Consider the following 17433-nt stretch of genomic DNA (forward strand, 5'->3'; position numbering starts at 1 on the left):
GCCGACCTCACCGACCACACCCACCCCACCGGGGCCGACGCCACCATGCGCATCGACCCGGTCCCTCCCACACCCCGCACCGACGACGACGCTCCCCGCACCTCCGTCCTACGTCCCGGGGAGACGACCCCGAACGCGGCGGCCGGTTCCGGCTCCGACGAAGACGGGGAGCAGCAGAAGGGGTCGAAGTTCAACCGCTTCCTCGGTGACCTCAGGGAGGGACTGCAGGAGTACCGGTCGGAGCTGTCCGACGATCGCAAGAGGCGGCAGGAGGAACAGCGGGCCAGGGCCGAGGAGGAGGCACGTAAGCGCGCCGAACGACAGGCGGAGGAGGAGCGGCGGCGCCGCGAGCTGGGCCCCCCGCCCCCGGCCCACCCGGCGCAGGGAGCCCCCCCGTTCGGTTCCGCGGCGGCGGGCCCGTCCGCTCCCCCCGCCACCGGCCCCCAGTACCCGCCCTACCAGCCGCCCTCCGGCCCGCAGTACCCTCCCTACTCCCCGCCGGCGGCGCCGCGCAAGAAGCGCGACCGTTCTCCGGCGCCCCAGGGATACCCTTCTCCCTATCCCCAGCCCGCCCCCGCCTACGACCCGCGTGCCGGTCACGGCCGCCCCGCTCCCGCCCCGCCGGCGGGCGGACCCGCCTGGGGGCGTCCCTCCGGGGCGACGCCCTACCCCGTTCCGCCCCCGAAGAAGAAGAGGCGCGGTTGCCGTGGCTGCCTGGGCTGCCTCGTGTTCGTCCTGCTGATCACCGTCGTGTTCTTCGTCGTCGGCTACCTCCAGTTCTCCGGCACCTACGACTTCCTCGGCGAGTGGTTCGGCATCTACCTCCCCTTCCTCTGATCCCAGGCGCGCCCCCCGGACCACGCCGGTCCGGGGGGCGCGCCTCCACCGCGGCGGAGCGGACCGGCGAAAAAGTCCTAAGCTGTCCCCTATGAATGACAGCCTGGTGTGGATCGACTGTGAGATGACGGGGCTCGACCTCGAACACGACGCGCTGATCGAGGTCGCCTGTCTCATCACGGACGGCGACCTCAACCAGCTCGATGAGGGCATCGACGTGGTCATCAAGCCGCCGCAGGCGGCACTGGACCAGATGGGGGAGTTCGTCACGCAGATGCACACCACCTCGGGTCTGCTCGACGTGCTCGACAAGGGCGTGACGCTGGAGGAGGCCGAGGAACTCGTGCTCGGTCACATCAAGCGCTACATCCCCGAGCCGAAGAAGGCTCCGTTGTGCGGCAACTCCATCGCGACCGACCGCACCTTCCTGGCCCGTGACATGCCCCGCATCGACGAGCACCTGCACTACCGGATGGTCGACGTCTCCAGCATCAAGGAGCTCCTGCGGCGCTGGTACCCGCGGGTCTACTTCGCCAGCCCCGAGAAACACGGAGGGCACCGCGCGCTGGCCGACATCACCGAGAGCATCCAGGAGCTCCGCTACTACCGCGCCGCCGCGTTCGTGCCCCAGCCCGGCCCCGACACCGCCACCGCGCGGGCGATCGCGGCCGACGTCGCCAGCGGTGGAACGGGTGTCCTCACCGCCCCCGACGCGATCGACGGGAAAAGGTGAGCGAAGCACTCCCCAAGACCCGCTAGAATCTTTCTAGAGCGCAGGCGCCGAAGTCACTTCGGAACCGCGGTCGTGGTGGGTGTAGCTCAGCTGGCAGAGCACTTGGTTGTGGTCCAAGATGTCGCGGGTTCAAGTCCCGTCACTCACCCCACGCGAGAGGCGCGTCGGTCACCACCGACGCGCCTCTTTTCCTTTTCCGGACACCCGTCCCCGCTATGGACATGCCGGAAGGTCCGTTCCGGCCCCCATCCCATGTCCATTACCGGCCATAGGGCAACAAACCGCCCTATTTGGGGTAAGACCCCTCTTGCCTTCCCGGTATCCCATGACGCACGGTGGAAAGCCGGTCCCGTCCCTGTCCACAGGGAGCTTTCTCCCTGGCAGGCGGTTTCGAACACTCGTTACGATACGTCAGCGTGGAGTCACCACCGTCCCTTAGTGTGAACCATCTCCCAGGACCTCAGCTCAAGCGCTCGACCCCCCAGGAGCCTGCCCGTGTCCAACGCCCGTCCCAGGTCGGTGAGCGTTGTCGCCCTGCTCGCCGACATTCCCACCACGGGACAACTCGGTGACGCCCAGGCCCGGCGTTTCCCCTTGGACGGACCCGACCTCGCGACCCAGGCGGACGCCTTCCTCGACTTCGCCGGAGGGCACCTCGCAGCGGGCCGCAAGGTCGTGGCCCTGTATCCCAAGTGGCGAGCCGAACGGGCCCGCCGTGCCATCCGCTTCGCCCGGGGCTCCTTCCGCACCGACCACATCGCCGCCGTCGAGGTCGACCTCTCACCGCTGGCCTTCTCCCTGATGGCCGACCAGCTCGCCTACCTGGCTCCCTACCTTCCCTCCGGCCTGATCGCGGCCCTCGCCGACGAACTGCAACGCCACATCCTCGCGGGCGCCTGGCTGAAGAACGTCGGCAACCTGTCGACCATCCCCATCACGGTCGGCCAGCACATGGGCTCCTACGCCCCGAAAGTGACCTTCCTCGCGGTATCCGCACCGATTCAGCAGGTGGGACGGGTCCGGCGCGGCGATCCCACCCCCAACATCCCCTTCCGTCCGGTCGACCCCGTACAGATGCTCGTCTCCGCGGGCGGCGGAGCCGACACGGAGTCCTTCGACTCCCGGTTCCTCCCGGCACTACAGCCCGTCTCGGCGCAGAAACTGCCCGAACAACCCCTGGGCGCCGAATACTGGGGGTCGTCCAAGTACATCGAGTTCGTCGCCTTCAGCGCCCATCAGGACTCCCTGACCCGGCCCGCGCACGCGGTGCGCCCCACCGCCTGCGCCTGGTGTCGCGAACCCGTGACGGCCGCCCAGTGTCCCTTCTGCCGAGCCGTCAACCAGCGTCCGGCCGGCCGGCCCCCCTCCTACTCCCGCGCCGCCCAGGTGCCCGCCCCGACACAACCGGCTCCGGCCCGTCCAGGCGCGTCCGCCCCCATGGACGGCCTGCCAGGTCGTCCGGCGAGTTCCCTCCTCCCGGCCGGTGGCGAGACGGCCGGAGACGGACGGGTCGACCACGGCAACGTCGACCCCCACCTGCACGCGCCGTCCCAGCCGGTCCGCCGCTAGGCCCCTCTTCCCCCGAGCCCATCTAGAAACGGAGCGTCATGAACCCCCGTCAACGACGCGGCGTCATGCTGATGATCGTCGCCGGGATCGGCGCCATCGCGGTCTTCTTCACCGTCGTCTCCTACGTCAACACGCTGCAGAACGAGATGGGCAGCTACCGCACCGCCCTGCGGCTGACCCAGGACGTGCCGCCCTACCAGCCGATCACCGAGGACATGATCGAGGAGTACGAGGTCCCCGCGAAGTTCTTCGACGCCGACGTGTTCCTCTCAGACCTCTCCCAGGCCGTCGAGCAACCCGGCCGTCAGGTCGTGTCGGCGACCTTCCTCAACGCGGGATCGCTCCTACAGAAGAGCATGGTGATCGCCGCCCCCGAGCTGGAGAACGGCGAACGCGAGATCGCGATCATGATCGACGCGGAGACCGGCGTGGCCGGCAAGGTCGACCGACAGTCCCGGGTGGACGTCTACGCCGCCTACCAGCCCAACGACCAACAGGCCGCCTGCGCGGTCCGGGTCCTCACCAACGTCGAGGTGCTCGAGGTCGGCGAACTGGGTTCGGAGATCGACGAGAACACCGGCGCCACCAACGCCGTGGTGCCCGTCACCTTCAGGTTGACCGCCGAACAGACCCTCCAGCTCACCTACGCCGAGGGGTTCGCCAGCAAGCTGCGGCTGGCCCTGGTCAGCCCCGAAGGCGCCGGCGACCCGGGCGGGCTCGAGTTCTGCAGCTCCGACCAGGCCGATCTCCTGTCCGGCCAAAACGGTGGGGCCACTCCCGGAAACGGGGAGCAGTAACCGATGAACTACCAGGTCATGATCGGTGCGCCCTCAGCCGAGCTGGAGACGGCGCTGACCGCGCGTTTCGAGGAGCTGAGCGAGGCCGAGGTCGTCAGCGTCCACCGCTCCTCCCACGAGGTGGGCGACACCGTCGCCAAGCTTCCCGCTCTCGACGTCGTCCTGATCCACGAGGACCTCGGCCCCCTGCCCGTCCTCGACCTCATCCGCGACATCTCCCGCAACCACCCCCAGCTCGCGGTGATCCTCGTCGTCAACGAGGTCGAACCCGACACGTTCACCAACGCCATGGAGGCCGGAGCACGCGCGGTGCTCCCGACCAACGCCACGATCGAACAGCTCAGCGCGCGGGTCACCACGGCCGCCGAATGGTCACGGACCCTGCGCCGGCACCTGGAGGCCGCCTCGCTGGACCTGCCGGTGTCGGGGCGGCGAGGATCCATCATCACCTTCACCGGGGCCAAGGGCGGTGTCGGGACCACCACCACCGCCATCCACCTGGCGCGCCTGGCGGCCAAGGCGGGACGGGTGGTCTGCCTGGTCGACCTGGACCTCCAGGCAGGGGACATCCCCGGATACTTCGACCTGAAACACCGGCGCAGCATCGTCGACCTGGTCGGCGCGGCCGACGACATCAGCGCGGCCATGCTCGCCGACACCCTCTACGTCCATCCGGACGGTCCGCACATCCTGCTCGCCCCCGACGAGGGGGAGCGCGGCGAGGACGTCACCGCCCGAGGGGCGCGGCAGGTCCTGGGCGCGCTGCGCTCACGCTATGACCTCGTCATCGTCGACTGCGGGACCACGATGACCGAGGCGACCGCGATGGCGATCGAGCTGTCCGACACCGCCGTGGTCCTGGTCACCCCCGACCTCCCCGCGCTGCGCGGCGCGCAACGGCTCGTCGCGATGTGGGACCGGTTGCAGATCCGCGACCGCAAGAACGTGACGGCCCTGCTCATGCGGCACAGCCGCAAGAACGAGATCCAGCCCGACTTCGCCCGCAAGCTCCTGGGCACCGCCATGCTGCGCACGCCCGTCCCCGCCGCCTACCGGGCGCTGGAGGAGGCCTCCAACACCGGTGACCCCGCCCGTCTCACCGACGAGTCACTCCTCCGCTCCTTCAGCAGGCTCGCCGGTGAGCTCGGAATGCTCGACACCCCCGGTGACGACGGGAACGAGTCCACCGAATCCGACCCGGCCCCGGAGACCGTGGGCGGTCCCGCCGCCGTCCCGGCCAAGGGACGGCGCTCCCGCCGCGACGACTCCGGCGCGCTGCTCGTGGAGTTCGCCGCACTGGTCCCCTTCCTCGGCCTGGCCCTCCTGCTGACCTGGCAGGTCATCCTGATCGGCCTCACCGGCATGTACGCCGGTCACGCCGCCAACGAGGGCGCCCGACAGGCCGCCATCACCCCCGGCGACGAGGAGGCCATCGTCGAGGAGGCCAAGAAGCGCATCCGCGCGCCCTGGAACGAAGAGGACACCTTCGCCCTGGAACTCGTCCAGGACGAGGAGGGCACGTTCGTAACGGTCACCATCGCCATGCCCGCGGTGCTCCCCGGACTCGATACTCCGTGGAACATCAGCGACAGGGCGATGGTCATCCCCGAGAGGTGACGCATGGAAGCCAGGCAGGCCCCCCTCCGGCCGCCGCGTGGCCGTCCCCGGGACGACCGCGGCTCCCAGATCCTGGAGTTCGCCGCCTACTTCCCCTTGTTCCTGATCATGGTCGCCGTGGCCTTGGAGGTGTTCATCTGCTTCGTCGCCGTGGAACGGGCCGAACACGCCGCCCGGGCCGGAGCCCGGGTCGCCGGCACCCAGGGGCTGACCGGCTCCGTCGACACCGCGCGGCGAGCACTGCCCGACTGGCTCGACGAGGCCGAGATCACCTCCGGCCCCCGCGACGACGGCGGCTACTACACCGAAGTGCGGGTGGATCTACCGGTCGCCTTCCAGATCGCCGATCTCAACATCACGATCACCCGCAGAGTCGACATGCCCGTCTGACCCTCTCCCCACGCAGGTAAGGCCCATGGGACTGAAAGACCGTCTCGACGAGGACCGCCTCGTCGACCAGCAATCCGACCGCGGCAGCGTCGCCCATTGGCGGCAACGCCTGCTCAGCGAGATCAACCTCGACGACCTCGCCATGCTCACCCTGGAGCAGCGCCGGATCCGCTTGGAGAAGGTCGTCGGACACATCATCTCCCGCGAAGGACCGGTCCTGTCCGACCGCGAGCGCGGCAACATGATCCGCCGCGTCGTGGACGAGGCCCTCGGGCTCGGCGTCCTCGAACCCCTGCTCGCCGACGAGAGCATCACCGAGATCATGGTGAACGGCCCCGACAACGTCTACATCGAACGCCGGGGACGGGTCGAGCGCATCGAGACCACCTTCGCCAGCGAGGAACAGCTCTACCAGACCATCGACCGGATCGTCTCCCAGGTGAACCGCCGCGTGGACGAGTCCAGCCCGATGGTCGACGCCCGCCTCCCCACCGGGGAGCGCGTCAACGTCATCATCCCGCCCCTGTCGCTGACCGGTCCCGTCATCACCATCCGGCGGTTCCCCAAGCCCTTCACCGTCGAGCAGCTCATCGCAAAGGGCAGCCTCGACGAGGCCACCGGCGTCCTCCTCGCCTCCCTGGTGCGGGCCCGGTTCAACGTGATCGTCTCGGGTGGTACCGGCACCGGTAAGACGACGTTCCTCAACGCGCTGTCGGCGTTCGTCCCCTCGGGGGAACGCATCATCACCATCGAGGACTCCGCCGAACTCCAGCTCCAGCAGGAACACGTCATCCGGCTGGAGTCCCGCCCGCCCAACATCGAGGGCGCCGGTTCCATCAGCATCCGCGATCTCGTCCGCAACTCGCTGCGCATGCGTCCCGACCGCATCATCGTCGGCGAGGTCCGCGGCGCCGAGACCCTCGACATGTTGCAGGCCATGAACACCGGCCACGACGGCTCCCTGGCCACCCTGCACGCGAACTCCGCGGACGACGCCGTACACCGGCTCCTCACCCTGGCCTCGATGAGCGAGGTGCGGGTCCCCTTCGAGGCCATCCGCGACCAGATCAACGCGGCGATCGACGTGATCGTGCACCTGAGCCGCTACCCCGACGGCAGCCGACGGGTCTCCGAGGTCTCGGTGGTGGCCTCGACCCGGCGTGAGGAATTCCGCCTGGAGCCCCTCCTGCGTTTCGAGCCCCACCGGATGGACGTGGAGCAGAAGGTCACCGGCGAGTTCCACCGCTTCCCGCTCCCCCGCCACATCGCCGCGCGCGTCTACAACGCGGGCGAGACGGTCCCCGCCTCCTTCGGCGTCTCCTCCGCCACGCCTTCCAACGGCACCCCCTTCTCCTACTCCCTCGGAGGGCGGCTGTGAACCACACCCTGATCATCCTGGCCGGTACCGCGGCCACGCTCTCCGTCCTGGTGTGGGGCATCGTGGTGTTCGCCGACGGACTCGCCCAGCGCCGGCTGCTCGCCTCGCGGAGCGTCCTGGAGGAGGTCGAACGGCGGGCCAACCACCCCATGGCCCGACTGGACGTGGTGCTGCGCCGCACCGACCTGGGAAAGGCCGTGGAACGACGCCTCGCCCGCTCGGGGGTGCGGGTCAAGGTCTCCACGTTCCTGCTGTCGCTGACCGTGGCCTGTGTGCTCGCCATCGTGTTCGTCTGGCAGATCCTCGCGCCGCTCCTCGGCCTGCTCTCCGCCGGGCTCGTCGGTTTCCTCTTCTACGCCTACCTGCGCCGGCAGGAGGAACGGCGCCGCGAGGCGTTCACCGCCCAACTCCCCGAACTCGCCCGGGTGCTCTCCAACGCCACCTCGGCCGGACTCGCCCTGCCCACCGCCATCGACATGGCCGCCGACGAGCTCGACGATCCGGCCGGCTCGGAACTGCGCAGGGCGGCCGAGTCCATCAAGCTCGGCCAGTCCTTCGAGGCCGCCATCGAGGAGATGCGCCGGCGGATGCCCTCACGCGAGATCGGCGTGCTGATCTCGACCCTGCTGGTCTCCGCCCGTTCGGGAGGCGCGCTGGTCACCGCGCTGCGCAACATCTCCGAGACCCTGGAAAGCCGCAAGGAGACCCGGCGGGAGGTCAAGACCATCCTGGGCGAGACCACCAGCACCGCCTGGGCGCTGCTCGCCATGGGGATCGGCTCCCTGTTCCTCCTCAACCTCACGATGCCCGGAACGGTGGCGCGCATGACCGAGAGCCCGGCCGGGCTGATCATCCTCTGCGTCTCCCTGTCGCTGTTCACCACCGGTTTCGTCCTCATCCGCCGGATGGCCCGAATCGACTTTTGACCCCGTTCCGAGCCCCCTGAGAGCACACCACCATGAACATCACCCTCACCTTCCCCCTGATCCTGTTGCTCGGGCTCGCCGGGGCGCTGTGCGTCGTCCTGGCCGTGTGGGGCTACCATCTGGTCACCCGCAAGAGCGACATCGCGGCCGACCTCGTCAGCGCGCCCCCGAGAAAACGGGCAGAGGGCACCTTCATCCTCCACCGCATCACCGAACTGGCCGGACGACCGTTCGGGGCGGCCCTGCTGGAGTGGCTGGGACCGGAACGCCAGGCCGCCATCCAGCTCCGCATCGACGCCGCGGGCCGGCCGGAGAACCTCACCGTCGCGCGCTACGTGCGCCGCAAGGCCGGCGAGGTCATCCTCTACGGCGGCGTCGCCCTGCTCATGCTGCTCAACGGTTCGCCGTTCTTCGCCCTGCTCGTGCTGACCTTCGTCGCCCTGACCGACCTCTCCCTGTACACCAGCGCGCAGCAGCGCCAGGAGAAGATCCAAAAGCAGCTTCCGGACTTCCTCGACGTCCTCGCCGTGACCGTCGGGTCCGGGCTGGCCTTCCGCCAGGCCCTGGGACGGGTGGCCGACTCCATGCCGGGGGTGCTCGCCGACGAGTTCCAGATCGCGCTCCGCCAGATGGAACTGGGCACCAGTCGCAGGGAGGCGTTCGGGGCGCTGCGCAAGCGCAACTCCAACGAGTCGCTGGGCAGGTTCATCTCCGCCCTGCAGCAGGCCGAGGAGCTCGGCGCCCCCCTCTCCCAGTCGCTCCAGACGATCAGCATGGACATGCGCCGCGAGGACGCCCAGTACCTGCGCCGCAAAGCCCAGCAGCTCAACCCGAGGGTCACCGCGGTCACGGCCGCCACCATGCTGCCGGGCCTGCTGTTGCTGATCGGCGGCGGGCTGTTCATCGGCTCCGAGGTCGACCTGACCAGCATCCTCGGGTGACCCCATGGACGGCGGTGGGGAGATGCTGACGACGCCACGCCTCGCCCGGCTGGCGCGACTCCTGATCCAGATACGCACCATGCTCATCGCGGTGGCCCTGCTCCTGCTCCCCGACGAGCGGCTGTCTCCGGCCACCGTCGTGCTGATGGTGCTCTACGCCCTGTTGTCCCTGATGCTGGGGCGCTACTGGGAACGGTTCACCCCCTACTTGCTGCGGCACCCGCTGCTCATCACAGCGGACGTCTTCATCGCGGTGTCGATCCTCGCCGTGGACGGCCCCTCGGGGGCCTTCTTCATCGCCACCGTCCTGACCAGCACCGCCGCCGGTGTGCTGTTCGGCCCTCGCGGCATCGCCGCCGTCACCGCCTTCCAGATCCTCGGCTACACCGCCGCCCTGCTCTCCCACACCTCCCTCATCACCGCTCCCGGTACGGGCGAGCTTCTCCGTTTCCAGTTCCTCGTCGTCCACCCGCTGCTGTATCCGGTGGCCGGATACAGCGGATGGCGTCTGCGCCAGATCTTCACCGAACTCGCCCTGGAACAGGAACGCCGCAGAGCCGCGGAGCTGGCCGCCGCGGCGGCCGAGGAACGCGCCCGGTTGGCCCGCGACATGCACGACTCGGTGGCCAAGACCCTGCGCGGCGCCGCCATGGCCGCGCAGGCCCTCCCCCTGTGGATGAAGAAGGACCCCGAACGCGCCGAGGCCGCCGCCGCGCAGGTGGTGGTCGCCGCGGAGACCGCCGCCCAGGAGGCGCGGAACCTCATCGCCGACCTCCGCGACGAAGCGGCCGGGATGCCCTTCACCGACGCGGTCGAAACGGTCCTCGACACGTGGTCCGGTCAGACCGGGATCGCCACCGACTTAAGCGTCCCCCGGTATCCCCCCTCCCTCCTGGTCACCGCGCGGCACGAGGCACTGGCCGTCCTCCGGGAAGCCCTCACCAACATCGAGCGGCACGCGTGGGCGACTCTCGTCACCGTCGAATTGACCGTTCAGCACGCGGATCACCGGGAGGGGACCTCCGACCCCGGATACCTGGTCATGCACGTCACCGACGACGGGAGGGGGTTCCAGGCCCCCATCCCCCACGAGCATGACGCCCCCTCCGGCCCTCCCGGGCACTACGGCCTGGTCGGCATGGTCGAACGCGCACGGCGCGCCTGCGGAGACCTGACCATCGAATCGACGCCGGGAAAGGGAACCCGGCTCACGCTCCGAGTCCCCTTGGCCTCCGCCACCCCCACCCCTGAGAGGACGGTGCGATGACCCCCTCCCCTCCCCCCATCACGGTTCTGGCCGTCGACGACAACATCGTCGTGCGCGCGGGCCTGATCTCCCTTCTGGAGACGGCCGATGACCTCGTCGTCGTCGGAGAGGCCGGTGACGGCGCCGAAGCCATCCAGCGGGCGCGCGAGCTGCGCCCCGACGTCGCGCTGTTGGACGTGCGCATGCCCGTCCGCGACGGCGTCGACACGGTCGAGGAGCTCAGCGAACTGTGCCGGGTCATCATGCTGACCCACACCGAGGACCCCGCGACCATCCACACCGCGTTACAACGAGGAGCCCGCGGATACCTGGTACACGGCCATTTCACCCTGCCGGAACTCAGCCGCGCCCTACGCGAGGTGGTCCGAGGGACGGGAAGCCCTCTCTCCCCCGTCGCCGCGACGGCCGTCCTCGACGCCATGCGCGCGGCCCCGGAATCCCGATCGGAGCGACCCTCGGCGCAGGATCTGGGGTTGACCGAACGCGAGGCGCAGATCCTCGCCTGCGCCGCGCGCGGCCTCTCCAATTCCGCGATCGCCCACGAGCTGTTCCTTTCCGAAAAGACGGTGAAGAACCACATCAACCGCATTTTTCGCAAGCTCCGAGTGGGGACACGAGCCGCGGCCATCGCCCGCTGGAACGGCCACCCCGTCCCAGAAGGGCATCTCCCCGGCGTCCCGGTGCCCACCACCGGTCCCAGAAGGAGCCGCTGGGGAACGGGGTCCCGGCCGTGACCGATTGGGCCTCGGGGCCCTATGCGCCCGACGTGTTCTTCTCTAGATTGTTCTCCATCGCGAAGACAGGAAGACGGAACGGCTTCCAGCCCCTCACAGGAGTGTTGAAATGCAGAACCCGCTGGTCTCGGCCTACGTGAAGGCCCGTACCGCCCTGGCCAACCGAACGCACGCCCTACGCGCCCACGGCGACGAGGGAGCCGGCTTCGTCGAGTACGCGGCGATCATCGTCCTCGTCGGCGCGATCGCCGGAGTGGTCCTTGGTACTGATATTGGCGGACAGATCATGGAGGGAATTACAACAGAAATTAGTGAAATCCTCGGAAACTAAATTCTTCATTCGGATCTCAAGCTAAACCTAAGAAAATTTCTATGAAACTTTCACCGAGATCCAAAAAAGTCGATGAGCAGGGACAGGCGAGCCTGTTCCTGCTTGTCGGCTTAACCCTTTCCTTGCTCGCTCTCGCACTTCTCTTCATTCGCATTGGAAACGCCAATGATCTACGCTCCCAAGCCCAGACAGCTGCTGACGCTGCCGCACTAGCAGCCGTAGGAGTTGCTCGCGATGATGCAGCTCGCGCGCTCGCCGAACATCGAATAACTTTCCACTCACAGCATACACCGGCCGCTGCCAGGTCTGCCGCAGATAAATACGCCCGCGAGAATGGCGCCATTCTGAGCAGTATACGCGCTAGCGACAACAATATGGGGCAGACTGGAAATATAATCCGAGTTGAAATACGAGGCGCCAATTGTCAACGTGAATTAGAAGAAAACCGCAGCAGACATTGGTCAGAAATCGTCTGCACAGGAGAGGAAGAAGACGGCGATGTCCCTATAAACATAGGCAACGCCTCAGCTATAGCTGAAGTCGTGGTGCCTGATTGTAACTACACCTTCGGCGTCAACTACCAGATAGTCGGCGTAGAATGCGACGGAGTCTCTATTGCATACGGAGACTTTGCCACCGCCCAAAGAATGGTAGAGACACGCCTTATATCAGAAGAAGGACGATGGCTCTATCGCCCACTAAACTCCATCGAGACCGAAGAGGAGACGTCAGAAGAAGCGGACCCGCCACTCGGATAACCAAAGCATCCAGAACTACATAGAGACCACCCATCAATATTCGCTAAATTTACAGAGCTTTTACATAAAAATTCACAAGGCAAGCGGAGCAGATAAACACTCACCGAAAGGTGCAGCATGGGCACAACGGGCCCAACAAACCAATTCATCCATTCAGTTCGCCTATCCGCGTGCATTATCGCGGTTATCTTTTTGGCCTCCTCTTGCGTGGGTCAATTGGATACTGATTCCCCCCCTTCCCCTGAAAGCACCACCGAAGGAAACGGTGAAAGTTCTGCAGCACCAAAAACCTCGGAGGAAGCTGAGGAAGCTATCGCAACCTCGCTTGCGAGTGCTTCACCTGGAAATCAGCTTCGCTTTGAAATCCTCTCCCTTGAGCGCCATAGCGAGAGCATGCTCGTTTTGAACATGCGAGTCACTAATGAGGGCCAAGAAAAAGCCCAGACGCTCTACACTTTAGCTGAACTAGGAGGGGAAGCCGCCTCTCCAGACGGAGTCTCCCTGATTGACACGTCGAATAACAAGCGTCATCTGCCACTCAAGCTCACCGATGGCGAAACCTGTCACTGCTCGAACTGGAAGGGGGAGGAAAATCTACCCCCCGGAGAGAGTATCGAAATTTGGGCCGCTTACCCCTCCCCCCCTAAAGAAGTTACCCAGGTTTCCGTAACGACTCCAGTAACCCCCGACTTTCTAGACATCCCTATCACAAACGCCTCCCCCTCAAATAAAGATATATCTGAAGCGCCAGTTAATGATCCTCAAATAATCGATATCACCGCGTTCCGAGACAGCACGGAAGATGGGAACTCTAGAAGTGAATCCGGCGACGAGACTACAGTCATTCTCTCATCCGACGTTCTTTTTGATGTGAACGAGTCAACGCTCACCCTTGAAGCAGAAGAATCATTAAGGCAAGTAGTCGAGGAAATAGAAAATTCCCCCGGAGACTGGGTGAAAATTGACGGCTATACAGACAACACCGGAAATGACTCCATAAATAATCCTTTGTCGGAAGAGCGCGCTAGCGCAGTCAAAGCCCGCCTTGAAGAAATTCTGTCCCGAAATGACATTACCTTCGAAGTTGCGGGCCATGGATCCAGCGATCCAGTCGGCGACAACAGGACCGAGGAAGGACGCGAAAAGAACCGTCGCGTCACCATAACTTTCGCAAAGTAGGTCATTAATGCACCTCAGATACGTTTCCCCTTTGATCGCATTTGCCTTTCTTTTCACAGCATCGACAATAGCATCGTCTCCAAACTCCCACGCGAGTACCGCAGAGCAGTCGCCCACCCCCGAAAATCCCTCAATTCCTTCCCTGGGAAGCAGCGCCTCAAGCAGAACCAACTGGGAAGGAGCCGAGGTTGAAGTAAACGAGCTAAAGAGGTCCTCCACAGGAGGTTACACATCCCTCACTTGGACACTACATAACAACAGCACTGAAACTATTAGCCTCGGGGAAATGAGAAACAAAATCTACTACTATAAAGGGTCACACGACGGAAGCGGAGTGGCCCTAATCGACGAGGAAAACTCTTACCGATACAATCCTTTCATTGACTCTAACGAGAAATGTCTCTGTGCTGGCGCCGATCACTCTCCAGCGAAATTCAAACTCCTCACCGAGCCTGGTGAATCAACGACCTACTGGGCCTCTTACCAGCTTTCCGAGGACACCGAGACCGTGACCGTCGAGATTCCAGGTTTTCTTCCCATCAAGGATGTACCGGTCGGCTGACCACGTTCCCCTGACCTTAAGGAGCCTTCGGTGGCGAGATTCGGTGTCCGCTTCTCTCCGGAAAAACCGCGTGACGACCGCGGTGCGTACTTCGTCGAGACAGGGGTCCTGGTCACCCTCGCCGCCGGGATCATCATCAGCGTGGCGCAGTCCCCCATCGGCGATCAGTTCCACGACAGTGTCCGCGAGATGGTGTGCCTGGTCGAGGGGCCCGAGTGCGGGGGCGAGACCTGGACCGAGCACGACCGTCCCGAAGAGCCGGACATCTACCAGTACTCTCCCGCCACGGTCTGGAACGGCGAGATCAAAGGGGAGGGGGACGCCCGCGTCGCCATCCAGTTCGCCTTGTCGCAGCAGGGTGACCCCTATGTCTGGGGCGGGACCGGACCGGACGGCTGGGACTGTTCGGGCCTCCTGCAGGCCGCTTGGCGCGCGGCCGGCGTCGAGATCCCCCGCACCACCTGGCCTCAGCACGCCGCCCTCCCCCCGGTCTCCATGGCCGATCTACAACCGGGGGACCTGATCTTCTTCCAGACGATTCCCGGCCCGCCCCCCACCCACGTCGGGATGTACATCGGCGACGGAATGATGGTGCACGCGGGCAACCCGGTACAGGTGGTCCCGTTCAACGACTACTGGAAGTCCCGTTGGGTCGGCGCGGGACGGGTGCCCCAGAAGTGAGCCCCCGTATCGGCCGGGACAGGGTCTTCTCCCTCACTCCAGCGGCCCAGACCGTGGTGACCGTGGCCTGAGGAAGCCCCTGCCCGGCCGATACGCCCCGGCCGCCTTCTCCGCCGAGCGCCCACCCGGCGCTGCCAGGCCGTGCCCGGGACGGTGAGCGAAGGCAGACCGTGGGCACGGCGTCCGCGGCCGCAACGTTCGAGTAGCTGTGCGGTCCGGCGCCCTCCTCGGCGGGGACGCCCCGTCTCCGCGCTCAGGACCCCATGCCGCAGTGCCCACGGGCAGCGGCCTCCCAGTGGGAACGTGGGACAAGATCGAGGGGACGTTCCGCGACGGCCCGGACCTGCTCATGGCGACCGGAGACCGCCCCGGACAGCACCCGGCCCTGGCCCGGCGGCCCAGGCACCGAGACTGCGGCGTCGGGCGAACCGGTGGGCCGCGACCAGAACGGCGGGAGCGGGACGAAGCGATCGCGGTCGACGGACATCCCCACGTCGCGACCACCGCACCGCGCCCGCGCTCGGCCGGCGCCCCCAACGGCCTGCGCCGCCGGTCGACCCCCGCCGTTCCACCCGGCTCCGACCGCAGCGTCCCAGACACCCTTTCTAGGGTCCTTGGACCTATTTCGCGGCGGTTGCGATTGATCCCGCGGACTCTCGTCCGCACGACGCCTCCTTCCTAGGATCACGCTGATCCCGCAATGCTCCACCGCGCCCACTCCGGTCTGGGGTTCCCATGTCCCCTTCGCCCCCCTCCCCCTTTTTTCCCCTGCGGCCACGCGACCGTTCCGACCGAGGCGGTGGTCTCCTCGAATACGCCGCCCTGGTCGGACTGGCCGCCGCCGTACTGGCGGTACTGGTGATCGGTCTCCCCCGGACCTCGTTGCCGGAACGGATCGAGCAGGTCATCTGCGCGATCTTCGGGAGTGACTGCGACGTCCCGCCACCAGTGGCGGAGGAGGACTACGAGCCCGCGCAGTGCCTGGTCTCGCAGGAGCACGAGGTGTCCGGCATGAGCTTCACCGTGGTGGTGACCTTCGGCGAGGAGGTCTCCTACCTGACCAAGCACTACTCCGACGGCCGGACCCACCTGACCGTCGTGGACACCGCGAAGCTGGAGGCCTCGCTCGGGCTGGGAGCCGGGGTGGGGGTGGGCAGGGCGCTGGAGCTGGGCGGCGACGTCTCCCTCACCGGGGCGCTGTCGGTCGCCAACGGCAGCACCTGGGTCTTCGACTCCGCGGAGGAGGCCACGGCGTTTCGCGACCTGATCGACGAGCACGAGCTGTACGAGTATCAGCTCCAGCACAACCCGATCGGCACCTGGCTGTTCGGGGACGAGCCCGATCCGATCCGCGATCCCGACATCACGCGGGTGTCGGGCAGGGCCGAACTCGAGGCGTCGGCGTCGCTCGGCGGCGGACTCGGCAGCGGTCCCGGGGACGGCGGCGGGCGGTCCGATTCGCCCACGGCGGAGGAGAGACCGGAGTGGAGTGTCTCCCCGCGTCTACGGGCCGAGGGCGCGGTCGGGGTCACCAGCGTGCTCAGCAGGGAGACCGACGGCCGTGACGGTTCCACCAGCACGGTCTACGAGCTGGGCGGGACGGCCTCGATCGGCGCGGACTGGGTCGTCGGCGACTGGACGCAAAGCCCGGGAACCAGTGGTTCGCTCAGCATCAAGGAGAACGCGCGGGGCGAGATCGTCTCGATCGCGCTGACCCGCACGACACGGGGTGCCGACGGCCCCGAAGTCGTCACGACCGAGCTGGATGTCGAGGACGCGGAGGAGCGGGCGATCGTCGAGGAGTGGCTCGGCGTGTTCTGGGACGACCAGGTGCTCCCGTTGACCTGGGACGACATGGCACCGACGGAGCTGGTGTCCGACCCGAGTCCCATGGACCGCCTGCTGTTCGAGGAGGGGCGCACCAGCAGCGTCTCCTACGGTGAGACGAGCGACGTCCAGAAGGTGGGGGTCAGCGGCAAGCTGGGGGTGGCCCTGGGGATCGGGGCGACCTGGGGAGATGAGAGGCTCGACGTCACCGAGGCCCGCTACCTCGGCGCCCCCGACGGGACCAGCCGCGACTATGTTGCCTGGGAGGGATGTTCCCGATGAGAACACGATGGCCCCGACGCCGGGGACGGCACCCGGTCGACCTGTTCCGCGTCGCCCGCCGAACCGCCTGTCTGGGGTTGACCGCGGGCTTGGCGCTCACGGCCTGTTCGGGAGCCCCAGGGCATGGTCCCGCGCCGCCGGAGGGCTTCACCGAGGTGCGGGCCGGCGGACTGGCGTACGGCGTCCCCGCCGGCTGGGTGGCGGTGGAACCGCCCTCCGAACGCGCGGAGGCCTGGGAGGGCCTGCACGAGCTGCGCGACGGTGACAGGCCGGTCGCCGAGGTGGGGGTGATCACGGCGTTCGGAGACGTCGCGGATGCCCGCGAGCTCGCGTTCGAGTCCCTGTCGTTGGTGCGGTTCGAGATGCGGGCCGCCCCTCCCCAGCGTGATCCCGGGTTCGAGGTCCCCGGAGCGGCCGACTCCGAGCGCGGCGACTACCACTACGAACATCCCGACGGCAGGTCGGGCCAGGTAAGGGGGGTCGACATCGCGGTGGTCCTGGAGGGCGGGGACGGCGTGGTGCTGCGCTTGACCGGGCTGACCGACCACCTGAGCGAGGAGGAGCTGGAGGAGATCGTGTCGTCCGTTCGCGTTCCCGGGTGACGCGCCGGGCGAAGGGTGAGGA

The 17433-nt window shown here is 66.9% G+C and carries 17 protein-coding genes, 1 tRNA gene and 1 pseudogene; all 19 read left to right on the forward strand.

Features of this window, described 5'->3' with window-relative positions; all coding sequences use genetic code 11:
- A pseudogene (locus tag ACYVHU_RS13365) lies at positions 1-837 on the forward strand (hypothetical protein); the annotation flags it as partial.
- Between the two features lie 91 nt (positions 838-928).
- The gene (gene orn / locus ACYVHU_RS13370) at positions 929-1570 is read left to right on the forward strand and encodes an oligoribonuclease (protein WP_078762160.1); all 642 of its coding nucleotides are present in this window, start codon (positions 929-931) and stop codon (positions 1568-1570) included.
- 75 nt (positions 1571-1645) lie between these two features.
- Positions 1646-1721, forward strand: a tRNA-His gene (locus ACYVHU_RS13375).
- A gap of 344 nt (positions 1722-2065) precedes the next feature.
- Positions 2066-3139, forward strand: a complete 1074-nt coding sequence (locus ACYVHU_RS13380) for a hypothetical protein (RefSeq protein WP_498948659.1) — start codon at positions 2066-2068, stop codon at positions 3137-3139.
- A gap of 38 nt (positions 3140-3177) precedes the next feature.
- Complete coding sequence (cpaB, locus tag ACYVHU_RS13385) at positions 3178-3936, forward strand: Flp pilus assembly protein CpaB (RefSeq protein ID WP_078762161.1); 759 nt, start codon at positions 3178-3180, stop codon at positions 3934-3936.
- Between the two features lie 3 nt (positions 3937-3939).
- Positions 3940-5553 carry an AAA family ATPase gene (locus tag ACYVHU_RS13390; protein WP_078762162.1) on the forward strand — a complete coding sequence of 538 codons (1614 nt, stop codon included), beginning with the start codon at positions 3940-3942 and terminating at the stop codon, positions 5551-5553.
- A 3-nt stretch (positions 5554-5556) separates the two neighbouring features.
- The gene (locus ACYVHU_RS13395) at positions 5557-5943 is read left to right on the forward strand and encodes a TadE/TadG family type IV pilus assembly protein (RefSeq protein ID WP_078762163.1); all 387 of its coding nucleotides are present in this window, start codon (positions 5557-5559) and stop codon (positions 5941-5943) included.
- Between the two features lie 25 nt (positions 5944-5968).
- On the forward strand, positions 5969-7321 hold the full coding sequence (locus ACYVHU_RS13400) for a TadA family conjugal transfer-associated ATPase (RefSeq protein ID WP_078762164.1): 1353 nt from the start codon (positions 5969-5971) through the stop codon (positions 7319-7321).
- A complete protein-coding gene (locus ACYVHU_RS13405; protein WP_078762165.1) occupies positions 7318-8247 on the forward strand; it encodes a type II secretion system F family protein in 930 nt (309 codons plus the stop codon). Before ACYVHU_RS13400 ends, ACYVHU_RS13405 begins: the two co-directional genes overlap by 4 nt.
- 32 nt (positions 8248-8279) lie before the next feature.
- Positions 8280-9188 carry a type II secretion system F family protein gene (locus tag ACYVHU_RS13410; protein WP_200813643.1) on the forward strand — a complete coding sequence of 303 codons (909 nt, stop codon included), beginning with the start codon at positions 8280-8282 and terminating at the stop codon, positions 9186-9188.
- Between the two features lie 22 nt (positions 9189-9210).
- Complete coding sequence (locus ACYVHU_RS13415; protein ID WP_235000987.1) at positions 9211-10455, forward strand: sensor histidine kinase; 1245 nt, start codon at positions 9211-9213, stop codon at positions 10453-10455.
- Entirely contained in the window at positions 10452-11189 is a 738-nt protein-coding gene (locus ACYVHU_RS13420; RefSeq protein ID WP_078762167.1) for a response regulator, read from the forward strand. The genes ACYVHU_RS13415 and ACYVHU_RS13420 overlap by 4 nt, the downstream gene beginning before the upstream one ends.
- A 109-nt stretch (positions 11190-11298) precedes the next feature.
- Positions 11299-11520, forward strand: coding sequence for a hypothetical protein (locus tag ACYVHU_RS13425; protein WP_498948662.1), 222 nt, complete (start codon positions 11299-11301; stop codon positions 11518-11520).
- 41 nt (positions 11521-11561) lie between these two features.
- Positions 11562-12278 (forward strand): pilus assembly protein TadG-related protein, encoded by a 717-nt coding sequence (locus tag ACYVHU_RS13430; RefSeq protein WP_498948664.1) that lies wholly within the window; start codon positions 11562-11564, stop codon positions 12276-12278.
- Between the two features lie 117 nt (positions 12279-12395).
- The gene (locus ACYVHU_RS13435) at positions 12396-13457 is read left to right on the forward strand and encodes an OmpA family protein (RefSeq protein ID WP_498948665.1); all 1062 of its coding nucleotides are present in this window, start codon (positions 12396-12398) and stop codon (positions 13455-13457) included.
- A gap of 31 nt (positions 13458-13488) precedes the next feature.
- Entirely contained in the window at positions 13489-14019 is a 531-nt protein-coding gene (locus ACYVHU_RS13440; RefSeq protein WP_498948666.1) for a hypothetical protein, read from the forward strand.
- Between the two features lie 30 nt (positions 14020-14049).
- Entirely contained in the window at positions 14050-14700 is a 651-nt protein-coding gene (locus ACYVHU_RS13445; protein WP_235000989.1) for a C40 family peptidase, read from the forward strand.
- Positions 14701-15435: 735 nt separating this feature from the next.
- Positions 15436-16809, forward strand: coding sequence for a hypothetical protein (locus ACYVHU_RS13450; protein WP_078762171.1), 1374 nt, complete (start codon positions 15436-15438; stop codon positions 16807-16809).
- Entirely contained in the window at positions 16806-17411 is a 606-nt protein-coding gene (locus ACYVHU_RS13455) for a hypothetical protein (RefSeq protein ID WP_498948667.1), read from the forward strand. Before ACYVHU_RS13450 ends, ACYVHU_RS13455 begins: the two co-directional genes overlap by 4 nt.
- The last annotated feature ends 22 nt before the right edge of the window (positions 17412-17433 follow it).

The organism is Marinactinospora endophytica (assembly GCF_054780875.1).

What these genes read in the sequence shown, in the direction of transcription:
- ACYVHU_RS13400 (WP_078762164.1), top strand. Translation starts at nt 5,969, where the DNA reads ATGGGACTGAAAGACCGTCTCGACGAGGACCGCCTCGTCGACCAGCAA.
- cpaB (WP_078762161.1), top strand. Translation starts at nt 3,178, where the DNA reads ATGAACCCCCGTCAACGACGCGGCGTCATGCTGATGATCGTCGCCGGG.
- ACYVHU_RS13390 (WP_078762162.1), top strand. Translation starts at nt 3,940, where the DNA reads ATGAACTACCAGGTCATGATCGGTGCGCCCTCAGCCGAGCTGGAGACG.
- ACYVHU_RS13450 (WP_078762171.1), top strand. Translation starts at nt 15,436, where the DNA reads ATGTCCCCTTCGCCCCCCTCCCCCTTTTTTCCCCTGCGGCCACGCGAC.
- ACYVHU_RS13395 (WP_078762163.1), top strand. Translation starts at nt 5,557, where the DNA reads ATGGAAGCCAGGCAGGCCCCCCTCCGGCCGCCGCGTGGCCGTCCCCGG.
- ACYVHU_RS13420 (WP_078762167.1), top strand. Translation starts at nt 10,452, where the DNA reads ATGACCCCCTCCCCTCCCCCCATCACGGTTCTGGCCGTCGACGACAAC.
- ACYVHU_RS13455 (WP_498948667.1), top strand. Translation starts at nt 16,806, where the DNA reads ATGAGAACACGATGGCCCCGACGCCGGGGACGGCACCCGGTCGACCTG.
- ACYVHU_RS13430 (WP_498948664.1), top strand. Translation starts at nt 11,562, where the DNA reads ATGAAACTTTCACCGAGATCCAAAAAAGTCGATGAGCAGGGACAGGCG.
- ACYVHU_RS13425 (WP_498948662.1), top strand. Translation starts at nt 11,299, where the DNA reads ATGCAGAACCCGCTGGTCTCGGCCTACGTGAAGGCCCGTACCGCCCTG.
- ACYVHU_RS13415 (WP_235000987.1), top strand. Translation starts at nt 9,211, where the DNA reads ATGCTGACGACGCCACGCCTCGCCCGGCTGGCGCGACTCCTGATCCAG.
- orn (WP_078762160.1), top strand. Translation starts at nt 929, where the DNA reads ATGAATGACAGCCTGGTGTGGATCGACTGTGAGATGACGGGGCTCGAC.
- ACYVHU_RS13435 (WP_498948665.1), top strand. Translation starts at nt 12,396, where the DNA reads ATGGGCACAACGGGCCCAACAAACCAATTCATCCATTCAGTTCGCCTA.
- ACYVHU_RS13410 (WP_200813643.1), top strand. Translation starts at nt 8,280, where the DNA reads ATGAACATCACCCTCACCTTCCCCCTGATCCTGTTGCTCGGGCTCGCC.